Here is a 15925-nt window from a genome sequence, read left to right on the forward strand (position 1 = left end):
ACAACACCCCTAGGTTGAATATGAAAAATTGGAAAATAAATAGTTGGAGAAACTATCCTGTAAAACACATTCCGGAATATCCGGATCAAAAAGATTTAGACGGTGTTTTAAGTAAAATTAAAAATTTCCCCCCATTGGTATTTGCTGGTGAAACGAGACATTTAAAAGAACAGCTTGCTGATGTTGTTGATGGAAAAGCTTTTTTATTACAAGGTGGTGACTGCGCGGAAAGTTTTGCAGAATTTCATCCTGATAATATTAGGGATACATTTAAACTAATACTTCAAATGTCGCTTGTGCTTACTTACTCTGCTTCACTACCAGTTATTAAACTTGGAAGAATTGCTGGCCAATTTTCTAAACCAAGAAGTTCTTCTGTTGAAAATATTGATGGTGTTGAACTACCTAGTTATCTAGGTGATAATATCAATGGTATGGAATTTAATGAAAAATCAAGAGTTCCAGATCCTAAGAGACTTTTTAAAGCATATTCTCAATCTGCATCTACACTTAATCTTATAAGGGCCTTCTCCCATGGAGGTTTTGCTGATCTTAAAAAAGTACATACTTGGAATTTAGGTTTTATTAAAAATTCTCCTGCTGCTAAAAAATTTAAAGATTTAGAAGACAGAATAGCAGATGCCCTAGCATTTATGGATGCATGTGGAATTAATTCAGATTTTAACAGAAGATTAAAAACAGTAAATTTTTGGACTTCGCATGAAGCTTTACTACTACCTTTTGAACAAGCTATGACAAGAGTAGATTCTATAACAGGTGAATATCACGATACTTCAGCACACTTTGTTTGGATAGGTGATAGAACTAGACAGCTAGATGGTGGACATGTTGAGTTTTGTAGAGGAATTGAAAACCCTATTGGTATTAAATGTGGCCCAACATTAAAAGCTGAAGATTTAATAAATCTTTGTAATAAAATTAATCCAAAAAATGAAAAAGGTAAAATAACTTTAATTTCTAGATTTGGACATGAAAATGTTTCAAAATTTTTACCAAAATTAATTAGAGCAATTAAAAAAGAAGGTTTAAACGTGATATGGTCGTGTGATCCATGTCATGGAAATACAATCAAAGCTACAACAGGATTTAAAACAAGACCATTTAATAGTGTTGTCAAAGAAGTAAAAAATGTTTTTGAATGTCACCAAAGTGAAGGAAGTTATGCTGGTGGACTGCACATTGAAATGACAGGTCAAGATGTTACAGAATGCACAGGTGGTGCTCAAAAAATTTCTGATCAAGACTTATCCAGCCGTTATCATACCCATTGCGACCCAAGACTTAATGCTAATCAAGCATTAGAGTTAGCTTTTTTAATTTCTGATGAGATTAAAAAAAATGCAGCATATTCTAAAAAAAATATTAAAGCGGCATCTTAAAGCATTGTATTAAATACAATTTCGTTTAAATTTTAAATAATGAAACCATTAGAAAAAGCACAATTTATAAGCAATTGGATTAAAGATTACGTTGAAAAAATGCCAAGTAAGGCTCAATCTTTAATCATTGGAATTTCTGGAGGAATAGATTCTTCTGTATCAAGCACATTGAGTGCAATGACTGGTATAAAAACAATTGTTTTATCAATGCCGATTAAACAAAAATTATCACAGCATGATTTAAGTTTAAAACACCAAGAATGGCTTGTAAAAAATTTTAATAATGTTGAAGCACATACTGTAAATTTAGATAAATTATTTGAAACATTCGAGGATACCCTATCTAATTTTGATAGTGAACTTGGGATGGCAAATTCTAGAGCAAGAATTAGAATGACTACACTTTATCAAGTAGCTGCTGCAAACAAAGGTATTGTAGTTGGCACTGGTAATAAAGTTGAAGATTTTGGAGTAGGGTTTTATACAAAATATGGAGATGGTGGGGTAGATATTTCTCCTATTGCAGATTGCAATAAATCTGAAATATGGGAAATAGGTAAATCTCTCAATATCCTACAAGAAATAATTGAGGCTGCTCCAACAGATGGATTATGGGATGATGGTAGAACTGACGAAGGTCAATTAGGTCTTAAATATGAGGAATTAGAAGAAGCAATGAATAACGCTAACTCAATAAATCGTGAAAAATACCAAAAAATAAGAAAGATGAACCTGCATAAAATGGAGCCGATTCCAGTTTGCAAGATTCCCAACTAATCTTATAGATTCCCAAATCTATATTTAAAGTATAATTCTAAGATAATGAACAAGGATATTTATTTAACAAACAATCTAAGCAACAAAAAAGAAAAATTTGTTCCATTAGATAATGAAAATATTGGAATGTATGTTTGTGGTCCAACCGTTTATGACAATCCACACATTGGTAACGCAAGACCTCTTGTTATTTTTGATATTTTGTACAAAGTTTTAAAATCAAAATATGGACATGACAAAATAAATTATGTAAGAAATATTACTGATGTTGATGATAAAATAATTAAATCATCAAAAGAGAAAAATATTCCAATATCTGAATTAACCAATAGTGTCATTAAAGATTTTAACCATGATTGTAATTATTTAAATTTAGATAATCCAACACAACAACCAAAAGCTACAGATCATATTGATCTTATGATTAAAATGATATCATCTTTAATAGAAAAAGATTTTGCTTATGAGGCAAACAAGCATGTTTATTTTGAAGTAATTAAATTTGAGGATTATGGAAAACTATCAAATAAAAAATTAGAGGATTTGATTGCAGGGTCTAGAGTTGAAGTTTCAGAAAATAAAAAAAAATCTGAAGATTTTGTTTTATGGAAACCATCTAAGAATGAAGAACCTTCCTGGGATTCTCCTTGGGGCAAAGGAAGACCTGGGTGGCATTTAGAATGCTCCGCGATGTCTAAGAAATATTTAGGAGATGTATTTGATATCCATGGTGGTGGAATTGATTTGATTTTCCCTCATCATGAAAATGAAATTGCACAATCAAGATGTGCTAATGATACAAAAGTTTTTGCAAATTATTGGATTCATAACGCATTTATCACTATGTCCAATGAGAAAATGGCTAAATCAACTGGTAATATACTAAAGATTAAAGACTTCAAAGAAAATGTTGATGGACAAGTTTTGAAACTTGCTCTTATGAGTGCTCACTACAAGCAACCACTAGACTGGAATGAAAAACTCTTAGAGGATTGCAAAAATACTATTGATAAATGGTATGAAGTTTATCTACCTATAAACGATAAGATAGTTTTAAATGAAGATGTTTTATCTCCATTATATGATGATTTGAATACGCCAGGTTATATAGCAAATCTACACCAACTTTATGACAAAGCTCTAAAAGGAGATAATGATGAGAAAAGCTTATTTATATTATCTTGTAATTTTATTGGTATCTTAAACAAAACAAAAGAAGAATGGATTGAGTTTAAAAAGAAAAAATTATCCATCAATGAAGATGAAATTTTAGAAATGATAGCACTTCGGAATAAAGCAAGAGAAGACAAAAATTATAAAGAAGCTGACATCATTCGAGTTAAGCTTTTAGATAAAGGGGTTTTAATAGAAGACAAAGATGATAAAACAATTTGGAAACTAAAATGAGTAAAGAACAACTTTTTATATTCGATACAACTCTAAGAGATGGTGCACAAACGCAAGGTGTAGACTTTTCTGTAGATGATAAAATGAAGATTGCTTCAGCTTTAGATAATTTAGGTGTTGATTATATTGAGGGTGGGTGGCCAGGAGCGAACCCTACAGATACTGAATTTTTTCAGAAAAAACATTTATTTAATAATTCTAAACTAACATCTTTTGGTATGACCAAAAGAACTGGTCGTAGCGCAGATAACGATCCAGGAATATCAGCGCTTTTAAACTCGAACACACCAGCAGTTTGCATTGTAGGTAAGTCATGGGATTTTCATGTTGATATAGCTCTTGGTATTTCTAATGAAGAAAACTTAGAAAACATAAAAGAGACCGCAAAACATTTTGTTAAAGAGAATAAAGAGTTCATGTTTGATGCAGAACATTTTTTTGATGGATACAAAGCTAACCCAAATTATGCTTTATTATGTCTTAAAGCAGCATTCGATGAAGGGGCAAGATGGATTGTTTTATGCGATACTAATGGTGGAACTTTACCTCATGAGATTGCAAAAATAATCTCAGAAGTTTCTAAAACTATACCTGGAAAAAATTTAGGCATACATGCGCACAACGATACGGGTAATGCGGTTGCAAATTCTTTAGCTGCAGTCTTGGCTGGGGTTAGACAAGTGCAAGGAACCATCAATGGTTTAGGTGAAAGATGCGGCAATGCTAACTTAATGTCATTAATTCCTACTTTTTTTTTAAAAGATGATTTTTCTTCTAAATTTCAATTAAAAATTAAACCAGACAACATTAAAAACTTAACTCAATGCTCTAGATTATTAGATGAGATATTAAATAGAAAACCTAACAAACATCTTCCATACGTTGGTGCTGCTGCTTTTTCTCATAAAGGTGGTCTTCATGTATCAGCTGTTCAAAAAGATCCAAAAACTTATGAACATATTAATCCTGAGGAAGTTGGAAATTCTAGAAATATTGTAGTCTCAGATCAATCAGGAAAGTCTAATATAATTTCAAGATTAAAAACCATCGGAATTGAAATAGAAGAAAACGATCCTAAAATTAAAAAACTTTTAGATGAAGTAAAAGATAGGGAATTTATTGGTTATAGTTACGACGGAGCTGATGCTTCTTTTGAATTGTTGGCAAGACGAATTATTGGTGAAATACCAAGGTATATTTTAATTCAGGAATACGATGTTTCTGTTAAAAAAGATTCATTTGGAAAAATAATTTCATCTGCAAGAGCTCAATTAGAAGTAGATGGTGAAAAAATTATTTGTGAAGGTAAAGGTAATGGTCCAGTAAATGCATTAGATAATGCTATTAGGCAAAATGTTGAAAGACTAAATAAATATTCTAAATATTTGAAAGACCTTAAGTTAGTTGATTATAAAGTTAGAATCCTAAATACTGGAACTGAGGCAATCACAAGAGTTTCAATAGAAAGTTCAGACTCAAAAGGAAAAAATTGGTTCACCATTGGTGTGTCAGCAAATATAATTGATGCTTCATTTAAAGCATTGGTAGATAGTTTAGATTATAAATTGTTTAAAGATAAGGCTCCAGCAAGCAAATAATCATGAAGACTAAAATATCAAGCTATAGTAGAAATCACGAATTAGATTAATTAAAATAATAATGTCTTTCAATAATATTTCTTTTATTTTACATCAACCACAGTTATCCGAAAATATAGGTGCATGCGCTAGAGCGATAAAAAATTTTAATTTCAAAAAATTAGTGATTGTAAAACCAAAGCCTATTTTTCCAAATGATAAAATTTTAGCAACATCTGTTGGTGCTAAAGATTTAATCAAAAATGCAAAAATTTATGAAACCTTAGAATCTGCCATTAAAAAAGTGGATTATGTTATTGCTACATCAGCAAGGTTTAGAAATAAGAATATTAAACATATAAAATTAAACGATTTAAAAAAAATTGACTTTAACAAGAAAGTTGCTTTTTTATTTGGTTCAGAAGCATCTGGACTCTCCAATAATGAAATTAGTTATGCAAATTATACTATGCAAATACCAACCAATCCTGATTTCAAATCTTTAAACCTATCTCATAGTGTCATTATTATTGCACATACAGTAGCTAGTATTATTGACTTAAAAGGAGTGAGATATTCTAAATCTAAAAAGTGTCTCTTGCAAGTAAAAGAGATGTGCAGGCAATGACTAATTTGTGTATAAAAAAATTAGAAGAAAAGAGTTTTTTTAAGCCTCAAGAGAAGAGACCTATCATGCTGGAAAACTTAAGAAGTATTTTTTCGAAAATGGAGCTATCTGAGAAAGAAACACGTATTTTATCAAGTGTATTTGCTAGTTTAGCCAAAAAAGGTTGATTGACAAAATAATGAGTAAGTTTATAACCCCAACTATCAAATGACAAAAAGAATAAGTTCTAAACACAAAATAGATAGAAGGTTAAAGATAAACTTATGGGGTAGACCCAAAAGTCCTTTTAACACTAGAGCGTATGGACCAGGTCAACATGGTCAATCTAGACAGGGAAAACCCTCTGATTACGGAATTCAATTACAGGCCAAACAGAAGTTAAAAGGTTACTACGGTAACATTAATGAAAGACAATTTAGAAATATTTATAAAAAAGCAGCAATGCAAAAAGGTGACACTGGTGAGAATTTAATTGGGCTGCTTGAGAGACGACTTGATGCCGTTGTATATAGAGCAAGATTTTCAACAACAATCTTTTCTGCAAGACAGCTCATTAATCATGGTCATGTAAAAGTTAATGGTAAAAAAGTTAACATTGCAAGTTATGTTGTAACAGAAGAAGATACGATTGAAATTAGAGATAAATCTAAACAGTTAGCATTTATTGATATTGCTTTAGCAAATAAAGAAAGAGAAACCCCAGAATACATCCTTATGGATGAAAAGAATAAAAAAGTTACCTTTGTAAGAGTACCTAAGTTTGAGGAAGTTCCTTATCCAGTTGTTATGGAACCCAACCTAGTAATTGAATATTACTCTAGATAATAAATACTTATTTTTTTAAAATTCCAGTAAAACCGTGTGATAAACCTGAGTGAGTTTTTTGTAAATCTACTATATGTTTATGTTCATAAAAACAATTTTTATGAATGATTAAATGCAACTTACAAAATTTTTAAATAGATTATTTAAAAAAGATGGCTTTATACTGGTTGATGCATATTCAAAGAAACATATTATAGGTTCACCCAAAAATAAAAAGCCAATTATAGTCAAAATTTTAAATCAGAAACTTCATTATAAATTATTAATTCGTCCTGATTTATATTTTGGTGAAGCTTATTCAGATGGGGATATAATAATTGAGAATGGAAGCCTAACAGACTTTTTAGATATAGCGCTCATGAATCTTGGAAGAGGGGAGTTAAATTTTTTTACTAAGATAATAAATAAACTAAATGGTTCATATAGATATTTGACAAATTTTAATTTTATAAAAAAGTCAAAAATGAATGTAGCTCACCATTATGACCTCTCAGATAATTTATACAGTTTATTTTTAGATTCAAAAAAACAATATTCATGTGGATATTTTGAAAGAGAAAGCGATAACTTAGAAACTGCTCAAAATAATAAAATACAACATATAATTAAAAAATTAAACATACAGCCAAATCAAAAAGTTCTTGATATTGGTTGTGGGTGGGGATCTTTAGCTATTGATATTGCCAAATGTGCGAATTGTGAAGTTACAGGAATAACTTTATCTGAAAATCAGTTCAATTATTGTACAAAAAAAGCCAAAGAACTTAATTTGGAAAATCAAGTTACATTTAAGCTTATAGACTACCGTCAGTTAGATGAAAAATTTGATAGAATTGTGAGTGTTGGAATGTTTGAACATGTAGGTAGAAAATTTTACAAAAATTTTTTTAATCAAGTCGAAAAACTACTTAATGATGATGGTGTTTCTTTAGTTCACACTATTGGATCAGTTAATCCACCTAGAGACCCACATCCATGGATAACAAAATATATTTTTCCTGGTGGCTATACTCCTAGTCTTAGTGAGGTGATATCCCCAATAGAGAAAGCAGGATTAATAGTGTCTGATATTGAGGTACTCAAATTGCATTACTCATTTACCTTAAGACACTGGAAGGAGAACTGCATAAAAAACAGAGAGCAAATCATTAAAATGTTTGATGAAAAATTTTTTAGAATGTGGGAGTTTTATTTAACGAGTTGCGAAAGTGCATTTAAATGGGGTGATCAAGTTGTTTATCAATTTCAACTAACGAAAAATTATACATCAACACCAACCACAAGAGATTATATTTACAAGCAATAAACTATTTTTTAAAATCTATCCCTTTATCCTCAAGTATCTTTTTAAGCTCACCACTCTCATACATTTCTTTCACAATGTCACAACCACCTACAAATTCACCTTTAATATAAACTTGTGGAATAGTAGGCCAATCACTGAATTCTTTTATACCTTCTCTTAAAGATTGACTTTCAAGAACATTAATCCCTTTGTAATTAACTTCTAAAATTTTTAACATATTAGAAACAGCCATAGAAAACCCACACTGCGGAGCGTCAGGAGTTCCCTTCATAAATAAACAAACTTCATTATTGGTAATTTCATTATTAATCAAATCTTTAGTTGGTTGGTCCATTTTATTTCTCCTTTGTTTTAATTGCTAAAGCGTGCAGTTCATTTCCCATTTTTCCTTTTAGGGAATTATACACCATCTTATGTTGTTCAATTTTGCTTATTCCAGAAAATTTATCTGAAGTAATTGTTGCAGAGTAGTGATTACTGTCACCTGCTAAATCTTGAATTTCTATTGTAGCATCTGGTAAAGACTCTTTAATAAGCGTTTCAATTTCTTTTATATCCATTGCCATTTATTTACTCATATAGTTAGTTAGCCAAGTTGTATGTGATTTAATTAAATCGTCAATTGATACTTTTGATTTATCATCAATAATTAAATCACTATCATTTACAGTTGCAAGTTCTTCAAAATGAACATAACTCTCCAAAAGGATCTTAGTGACACTTTCAATATCATCATTACTAATTTCTATTATATACCTACCTTGATCTTCTCCAAATAAGTATTCAAATTTATTTATTAAATAGTTAGGTTTTTTAAGGATTGCACCTTTTTTGCCTTTAATGCACATCTTAGATAAAGCGGTAATAATACCTCCTAGTGACACGTCGTGGGCTGCTCTTATAAGTTTTTTATCAATTAGTTTTAAAATTGTTTCACCATTATTTTTTTCATTAAATAAATTAATCTCTGGGGGAGGGCCATTTTTTTCATTTAGAACATCCCTTGCAAACAAACTTTGGTCTAGGTGTCCTTCAGTTTTTCCTATCACTAAAAGAACATTATCGGTCTTCTTAAGATCCATCGTAACCATGTTTTTATAATCTTTAATCAACCCAACACCACCAATCGCTGGAGTGGGTTTAATCCCAATGTCTTTAGTTTGATTGTAAAAAGAAACATTTCCAGAAACAACTGGAAAATCCAAGTAAGAACTAGCCTCTCCTAGACCTTGAACGCATTCTACAAATTCACCCATATTTTCTTGGTTTTCAGGACTTCCAAAATTTAAACAGTTAGTAATTGCAATTGGTTTTGCACCAACAGATATTAAATTTCTCCAGCTCTCACAAACAATTTGTTTTCCACCACTTAAAGGATGAGCCCAACAATAAACTGCTGAAGAATCTACAGAAGCTGCCACAGCTTTATTGGTACCATGTATTCGAACAACACCTGCATCTCCTCCGGGTTTTTGAATAGTATCACCCATAACCGTATGATCATATTGCTGCCAAATCCATTCCTTACTGCACACATTAGGGTTTGATAAAATCTTATTTAAAACATTTATTACTTTTAAATTTTTAAATTTTTCTTTTTCAATCTTTATTTTTTTTGGAAGTTTAGCTTTTTTCCATTTTCTGTCATACATTGGAGAGTTTTCAACTAGTGTATTTACAGGGATATCTGCAACTTTTTTTTCATCAAAATAAAGTTCAATTTTTTTACTCTTTGTTGTTTTGCCAATTACAGCAAAGTCTAAATTCCACTTATCAAATATTTTTTTTGCTAAGTCTTCTTTCCCATTTTCTAGAACTATAAGCATTCTCTCTTGACTTTCTGAAAGCATAATTTCGTAAGGAGTCATTTTAGTCTCTCTACAAGGAACCATATCTAAATTAATTTCTATACCAAGATTTCCTTTTGAAGCCATTTCAATACTAGAAGAAGTTAGACCAGCAGCACCCATATCTTGAATTGCTATAATTGAATCTCCAGCCATTAATTCTAAACAAGCCTCTAATAAAAGTTTTTCAGTAAAAGGGTCACCAACTTGTACTGTTGGTTTTTTTTCTTCAATTTTGTCATCAAATGAGGCTGAAGCCATGCTTGCGCCATGAATACCATCCCTTCCAGTTTTAGAACCAACATATATTACAGGCTTTCCTAAACCAGCAGCTTTTGAATAAAAAATTTTATTTTTTTTAACCAATCCTAATGTCATAGCATTTACTAGAATATTACCGTTATAAGACTCGTCAAAACTAGTTTGGCCTGCAATCGTTGGAACACCCATACAATTACCATAACCTCCAATGCCGTGAACAACACCACGAAGTAAATTTTTTGTTTTTTTATTTTGAGGGGAGCCAAAATGAATTGAGTTAAGGTTTGCGATAGGTCTAGCACCCATTGTAAATATATCCCTCATAATTCCACCCACACCAGTTGCAGCACCTTGATAAGGTTCAATAAATGAAGGATGATTGTGACTCTCTATCTTAAAAACTATCGCATCATTATCCCCAATATCAATGACACCAGCATTTTCACCAGGACCTTGAATTACATTTTTACCTTTTGTAGGTAAATTTTTAAGATGAAATCTTGATGATTTATAGGAACAATGTTCATTCCACATTGCAGAAAAAATTCCTAGCTCAGTAATATTAGGAACTCTTTTTAATAAAGCACAAATTTTTTTATACTCATCTTTTTTTAAACCATGATCAATTGCAATTTGTTCGTTAACTATCATTATCTTAAATTATTAATTAGGTTTTCAAAAAATATTGAACCATCTTCACCTGATAGAGCAGGGTCAATCATACGTTCAGGATGAGGCATCATTCCTAAAATATTTTTTTCTTTATTAAAAATACCCGCAATATTTTTAATAGAGCCATTGGGGTTATTTTCTTTATTAACATTTCCAACTATATTTGAATAAAATAAAGCTATTTGATTATTATCATCAATTTCTTTTATCTGTTCTTTTGAGCAAAAGTAATTTCCTTCATTATGGGCAATATGAAGTTCAAGTGTATCCTTCTTGATGCCTTTAAAATATGAGTTATCTTTATTGTTAATTTTTACATAAACATTTTTACAAATAAATTCCATGTACTTATTTCTAAGTAATACACCTGGAAGCAAACCTGCTTCTACTAAAATTTGAAAACCATTGCAGATACCCATAACCTTACCACCCCCTTGCGCAAAGTTGAGTACAGATTTCATAATTTTAGACTTTGAAGCCATACTTCCACATCTAAGATAATCACCATAAGAAAAGCCACCAGGCAAAACTACTAAATCACTTTTTGGTAGCTCCAGATCATCATGCCAAACCATCTTATTTTTAAAACCAAATTTCTTTAAGGCAACATCCATATCTCTATCACAATTAGATCCAGGAAAAGTTATTACTGTTGAATTCATTATTTATTATTGTGACTCAATAATTTTATAATTTTCTATAACTAAATTAGCCAAAAGTTTTTTGCACATCTCTTCTACCTTTTTTTCAGCTTTTTTTTTATCATTTTCTTTTGTATCAATTTCAAAATACTTTCCTTGTCTTACCTCGTTGACATCCTTGAATCCCATGCCATCTAATGTTTGATGAATAACTTTACCTTGTGGGTCAAGCACATCTTTTTTAAGTGTAATAATTACTGATATTTTCATATTTACTTTCTTTTTTTTATAGATCTTAATTTTGTAAAATTGACTGCACTTAAGTTTGAATTTTCATGAAGAATTCCCAGTCTTTTTGCAACCTCAGTATAAGCAGGTATCAGGTCTCCCAAGTCTTTTCTAAATCGATCTTTATCAAGTTTTTTATCAGTAACTGAGTCCCATAATCTACAAGTATCGGGACTTATTTCATCTGCCAAGATAACTTCAGATTTTCCATTAATTTTTATTCTTCCAAATTCTAGTTTAAAATCTATTAATTTAATTCCAACACCCCTGAACATACCAATCATAAAATCATTGATTCTTAGGATCATTTTTTTAACTTTTTCTAATTCTTTTTTTGAGGCCCAATCAAAAGCTAATATATGTTCTTCTGCAATTAAAGGATCACCTAATTTATCATCTTTTAAACAATACTCTAACAAAGGTTCTTTTAAAACTGTACCATCTTCAATTCCAAGTCTTTTTGTTATAGATCCTGTTGCAACATTTCTTATAATGAATTCGATTGGAATAATTTCAACAAATTTAGTAATTTGTTCTCGCATATTCAATCTTTTTACTAAATGATTTTTAATTCCTATTTGACCCAAGTTTGTAAGAATATGTGCAGATATTCTATTGTTCAAAACACCCTTACCTTCAATTTTAGATTTTTTTAAATTATTAAAAGCTGTCGCATCATCTTTAAAATATTGAATAACTAAATTTTTATCAGTTGTTGAGTAGATAATTTTTGCTTTTCCTTCATATAATTTTTTACCTTTTTTCATTATTTAAAAACTCTTTTAAAAATTAAATCTACGTTTTTAAAGTGGGATGAATAATTGAATATTGCCCTAAGTTTTTTAGTGGAAATTTTAGTAATAATAAATTCATCTTTTGATATTAGGTCAAATAAATTTAGATCTTCAGCAAAACATTTTTTTGCATAATTTTGAACCATTTTATAAGATTGTTCTCTACTTAGGCCTGATTTAGTTAACTCTAGCATAACTTCTTGAGAAAAGATTAAACCCTTTGTTAAATTTAAATTTTCAATCATCTTTTTTGGATAGACAATCATTTTATCTAAAATACTTCCCAGTCTTACTAGGGCAAAATCTAAAGTTATGTTTGCATCTGGTCCAATATTTCTTTCAACACTAGAATGAGAAATATCTCTTTCATGCCATAAGGCAATATTTTCAAGCGCTGGAACAACAGCACTTCGAACCATTCTTGCAAGCCCAGTTAAGTTTTCACTCAAGATTGGATTTTTTTTGTGTGGCATAGCTGAGGAGCCTTTTTGATCTTTTGAAAAAAATTCTTGTACTTCATAAACTTCAGTTCTTTGTAGGTGTCTAATCTCAATTGCAACTCTTTCAACAGAACCAGCAATAATTCCAAGAACAGAAAAATAAAATGCATGACGATCTCTTGGTATTACCTGTGTAGAAATTGGCTCTACTTTTAAACCAAGCTTTTTAGCAACATGCTTTTCAACATTAGGACTAATATTGGCAAATGTACCAACCGCACCAGAGATTGCACATGTTGAAATTTCATCAATTGCATCGACTAATCTTTTTCTATTTCTTTTGAATTCCTCATAAAATGACGCAAGCTTTAAACCAAAAGTAATGGGTTCTGCGTGTATTCCGTGACTTCTTCCGATGCACGGAGTGTATTTATATTTTTTAGCCTGTTTTTTTAAAACTTTTAAGATTTTATCAATATCATCTAATAAAATTTTACCAGATTGTACCAATTGAATATTTAAACTTGTATCCAATACATCTGAAGATGTCATGCCTTGGTGAAGATATCTTGCTTTAATTCCAGCTTTTTCCGTAACAGAGGTTAAAAAAGCTATAACATCGTGCTTAACCTTAGATTCAATTTGATGAATTCTTTTAACATTAATTTTAGCTTTTTTTCTAACAACTGATGATACACCTTTAGGGATCTGACCCATTTTTTCCATCGCTTCAGCTGCAGCAACTTCTACATCAAGCCAAATTTGGTATTTATTTTCTTCTGACCATATGTCAGTAAGTTGTTTTCTAGAGTATCTTTCAATCATTAATTATAAGTAAGGAGGCTTTGAATAACCTTTAACAGATTCTGTAAAGATTTCATAACCATTTTCAGTAATACCTAGTGTATGCTCAAATTGTGCAGATAAAGATTTATCTTTTGTAACAGCTGTCCACCCATCTTTTAGCATTTTTACATCCCATGCACCCACATTTATCATAGGTTCAATCGTAAAAGTCATGCCAGGTCTAAGCTCCATACCAGTATTTTTTCTGCCATAATGTAGAATATTTGGAGGCTCATGAAATGTAGTACTTATCCCGTGACCACAAAAATCTCTTACTACAGAATATCCTTTTTTTTCTACAAAGGATTGTATTTCATGCCCAATATCTCCGAGCCTTAATCCTGGTTTTAATAATCTTATAGCTCTCATCATAGATTCATAAGTAGTATCAATTAGATTATTAACTTTAACGGGTGTCTTGCCAATACAAAACATTCTACTAGTGTCACCATAATGCTCATCAATTATTGCGGTAACATCAACGTTAAGGGCGTCACCTTCATTTAGAACTCTGTCAGAAGGTATGCCATGACACACAATGTGGTTTAAAGAAGTACACAATGATTTTTTAAAACCCCTGTAAAATAGTGGAGCTGAGTAGGCACCATTATCTCTTATAAACTCATAACCTAATTTATCTATAAATTCTGTAGTCACACCTGGCTTAATATTATCTGTTAGCATATCAAGAGTTTCAGCAGCTAACTTTCCAGCTACTCTCATTTTTTCAAATTTTTTTAAATAATCAGGCATTAATAATTTTAATTTTTTTTTCTATCTTAATTTCTTTAGAATTTATTTTGCAACGATAGGCTAAAAAAATTACACCAGCTTTTTTTGCAAGTAAATAATTTTCATAATATTCTTTATCAATATCTTTGGCTATTTTAAAGTTTTCAACACCTTGTATTTGAACTAAGAACAATAAATAAGATTTATAACCGTTTTTAATGGCGGTAATAAGAGTTTTTAAATGTTTGGAACCTCTAGAAGTTACTGCGTCTGGAAATTCTGCAATTTTTTCATCTCTAAATAATGTAACATTTTTAACCTCAACAAATATTTTTTGTTTATTTTTTTCAACTAAAAAATCAAACCGTGTTTCTTTGTCAAAAAAAACCTCAGGTTTAATAGTGTCGTTATTTGACACTTCTTTAACAAGATTATTAGACAGTGCATGGTAGGCAATTTTATTTGCAAAATGAGTGTTAACACCCACTAAATTTTTCTTAACCTTGATGATTTCCAGTGTGTACTTAAGTTTTCTTTTTGGATCATCATTTTTAGAAATAAAAACTTCATTCCCCTCATCCAACAAACCTTTCATTGACCCAGTATTTGGACAGTGGGCAGTTACAATTTCTTTACCAATTCTAACATCAGCAAAAAATCTCTTATATCTTTTGATAAGTCTGCCTTTAATTAAAGTTTTGGTAAATTTCATATTTAAATTGTATATTCAAATATGACAAAAAACAAAAAAGTTAATGCCGCAATATTAATTATTGGCAATGAAATTCTTTCTGGAAGAACTCAAGATACAAATACTAGCACAATTGCACAATGGCTGAACTCAATCGGTGTAAAAGTTGATGAGGTTAGAGTTATCCCGGATATTGAGGATACAATTGTTGAGACCCTTAATCATTTAAGAAAAGTTAATAATTATGTATTTACAACTGGCGGTATTGGACCAACACATGATGATATTACTGCAAAATGTATTTCAAAAGCATTTAACCTTGAATATGAAATTCATAAAGAAGCTTTTAAAATATTAGAAACTTATTACAAGATAGGAGAGTTTAACGAAGGTAGACAAAAAATGGTATGGATGCCACGTGATGCTAATTTAATATTAAATCCAACAAGTGGTGCACCAGGGTTTAATGTTGAAAATGTTTTTTGCTTACCAGGAGTTCCTTCAATTTTAAAGTCAATGTTGGGTGGATTAAAAAACAAAATAGTAGGTGGAGATCCAATATTAAGCCATACAATAAGTTTAAAAACTGTTGAAAGTGAAATTGCAAAATCTTTAACTAACGTCCAAGATAATAATAAGGATGTTGAAATTGGAAGTTATCCTTTTTTTCAAGCAGGCAAATTAGGTGTATCGATAGTAATACGATCTGAAGACCAACTTAAAATTGATAAATGTAGTTCTGAAATATTAGAGTTTGTTAATCAAAAAAAAATAGAAGTAGTTGTTAGATAAT

Annotated in this window: 18 protein-coding genes; 9 read left to right on the forward strand and 9 right to left on the reverse strand. The window is 30.4% G+C overall.

Translation table 11 applies throughout. The features are described from left to right. Window positions 1–20 precede the first annotated feature (20 nt). From ABXT58_RS02725 to ABXT58_RS02760, 8 genes are all read left to right on the forward strand, one after another. The gene (locus ABXT58_RS02725) at window positions 21–1400 is read left to right on the forward strand and encodes a class II 3-deoxy-7-phosphoheptulonate synthase (protein WP_415304547.1); all 1380 of its coding nucleotides are present in this window, start codon (window positions 21–23) and stop codon (window positions 1398–1400) included. Window positions 1401–1439: 39 nt separating this feature from the next. Next, entirely contained in the window at window positions 1440–2177 is a 738-nt protein-coding gene (gene nadE, locus ABXT58_RS02730; RefSeq protein WP_415304549.1) for an NAD(+) synthase, read from the forward strand. A 45-nt stretch (window positions 2178–2222) separates the two neighbouring features. Beyond that, window positions 2223–3584 carry a cysteine--tRNA ligase gene (gene cysS, locus ABXT58_RS02735; protein WP_415304550.1) on the forward strand — a complete coding sequence of 454 codons (1362 nt, stop codon included), beginning with the start codon at window positions 2223–2225 and terminating at the stop codon, window positions 3582–3584. Continuing rightward, entirely contained in the window at window positions 3581–5182 is a 1602-nt protein-coding gene (cimA, locus tag ABXT58_RS02740; protein WP_415304552.1) for a citramalate synthase, read from the forward strand. Before cysS ends, cimA begins: the two co-directional genes overlap by 4 nt. A 61-nt stretch (window positions 5183–5243) precedes the next feature. Beyond that, window positions 5244–5789, forward strand: coding sequence for an RNA methyltransferase (locus ABXT58_RS02745; RefSeq protein ID WP_415304554.1), 546 nt, complete (start codon window positions 5244–5246; stop codon window positions 5787–5789). Further along, entirely contained in the window at window positions 5786–5956 is a 171-nt protein-coding gene (locus ABXT58_RS02750; protein WP_415304556.1) for a hypothetical protein, read from the forward strand. The genes ABXT58_RS02745 and ABXT58_RS02750 overlap by 4 nt, the downstream gene beginning before the upstream one ends. Before the next feature lie 40 nt (window positions 5957–5996). Then, window positions 5997–6614 (forward strand): 30S ribosomal protein S4, encoded by a 618-nt coding sequence (gene rpsD, locus ABXT58_RS02755; protein ID WP_415304557.1) that lies wholly within the window; start codon window positions 5997–5999, stop codon window positions 6612–6614. A gap of 112 nt (window positions 6615–6726) precedes the next feature. Then, window positions 6727–7920 (forward strand): class I SAM-dependent methyltransferase, encoded by a 1194-nt coding sequence (locus ABXT58_RS02760; protein ID WP_415304559.1) that lies wholly within the window; start codon window positions 6727–6729, stop codon window positions 7918–7920. A gap of 1 nt (window position 7921) precedes the next feature. Here the strand turns inward: ABXT58_RS02760 and grxD are convergent, their stop codons facing one another. Genes grxD through sfsA form a run of 9 tightly spaced genes read right to left on the reverse strand, consistent with a single transcriptional unit; the run spans window position 7922 to window position 15153 of the window. Beyond that, on the reverse strand, window positions 7922–8254 hold the full coding sequence (grxD, locus tag ABXT58_RS02765; RefSeq protein ID WP_415304561.1) for a Grx4 family monothiol glutaredoxin: 333 nt from the start codon (window positions 8252–8254) through the stop codon (window positions 7922–7924). Window position 8255: 1 nt separating this feature from the next. Then, window positions 8256–8486 (reverse strand): BolA/IbaG family iron-sulfur metabolism protein, encoded by a 231-nt coding sequence (locus tag ABXT58_RS02770; protein WP_415304563.1) that lies wholly within the window; start codon window positions 8484–8486, stop codon window positions 8256–8258. Further along, window positions 8487–10679: a phosphoribosylformylglycinamidine synthase subunit PurL gene (gene purL, locus ABXT58_RS02775; RefSeq protein WP_415304565.1), complete on the reverse strand. Its 2193-nt coding sequence runs from the start codon at window positions 10677–10679 to the stop codon at window positions 8487–8489. Continuing rightward, complete coding sequence (gene purQ / locus ABXT58_RS02780; RefSeq protein ID WP_415304566.1) at window positions 10679–11362, reverse strand: phosphoribosylformylglycinamidine synthase subunit PurQ; 684 nt, start codon at window positions 11360–11362, stop codon at window positions 10679–10681. The genes purL and purQ overlap by 1 nt, the downstream gene beginning before the upstream one ends. 6 nt (window positions 11363–11368) lie before the next feature. After that, window positions 11369–11611: a phosphoribosylformylglycinamidine synthase subunit PurS gene (purS, locus tag ABXT58_RS02785; RefSeq protein ID WP_415304568.1), complete on the reverse strand. Its 243-nt coding sequence runs from the start codon at window positions 11609–11611 to the stop codon at window positions 11369–11371. Between the two features lie 2 nt (window positions 11612–11613). Next, window positions 11614–12396: a phosphoribosylaminoimidazolesuccinocarboxamide synthase gene (gene purC / locus ABXT58_RS02790; RefSeq protein WP_415304570.1), complete on the reverse strand. Its 783-nt coding sequence runs from the start codon at window positions 12394–12396 to the stop codon at window positions 11614–11616. Continuing rightward, the gene (gene purB, locus ABXT58_RS02795) at window positions 12396–13688 is read right to left on the reverse strand and encodes an adenylosuccinate lyase (RefSeq protein WP_415304571.1); all 1293 of its coding nucleotides are present in this window, start codon (window positions 13686–13688) and stop codon (window positions 12396–12398) included. The genes purC and purB overlap by 1 nt, the downstream gene beginning before the upstream one ends. Window positions 13689–13691: 3 nt before the next feature. Beyond that, on the reverse strand, window positions 13692–14462 hold the full coding sequence (map, locus tag ABXT58_RS02800) for a type I methionyl aminopeptidase (protein ID WP_415304573.1): 771 nt from the start codon (window positions 14460–14462) through the stop codon (window positions 13692–13694). After that, window positions 14455–15153 (reverse strand): DNA/RNA nuclease SfsA, encoded by a 699-nt coding sequence (gene sfsA / locus ABXT58_RS02805; protein ID WP_415304575.1) that lies wholly within the window; start codon window positions 15151–15153, stop codon window positions 14455–14457. The genes map and sfsA overlap by 8 nt, the downstream gene beginning before the upstream one ends. A 21-nt stretch (window positions 15154–15174) precedes the next feature. On the opposite strand from sfsA, the gene ABXT58_RS02810 reads away from it, so the two are divergent. Then, on the forward strand, window positions 15175–15924 hold the full coding sequence (locus tag ABXT58_RS02810; protein WP_415304577.1) for a competence/damage-inducible protein A: 750 nt from the start codon (window positions 15175–15177) through the stop codon (window positions 15922–15924). Window position 15925: the final 1 nt, after the last annotated feature.

Source organism: Candidatus Pelagibacter sp. Uisw_090, assembly GCF_047717845.1.
Lineage (GTDB): Bacteria > Pseudomonadota > Alphaproteobacteria > Pelagibacterales > Pelagibacteraceae > Pelagibacter.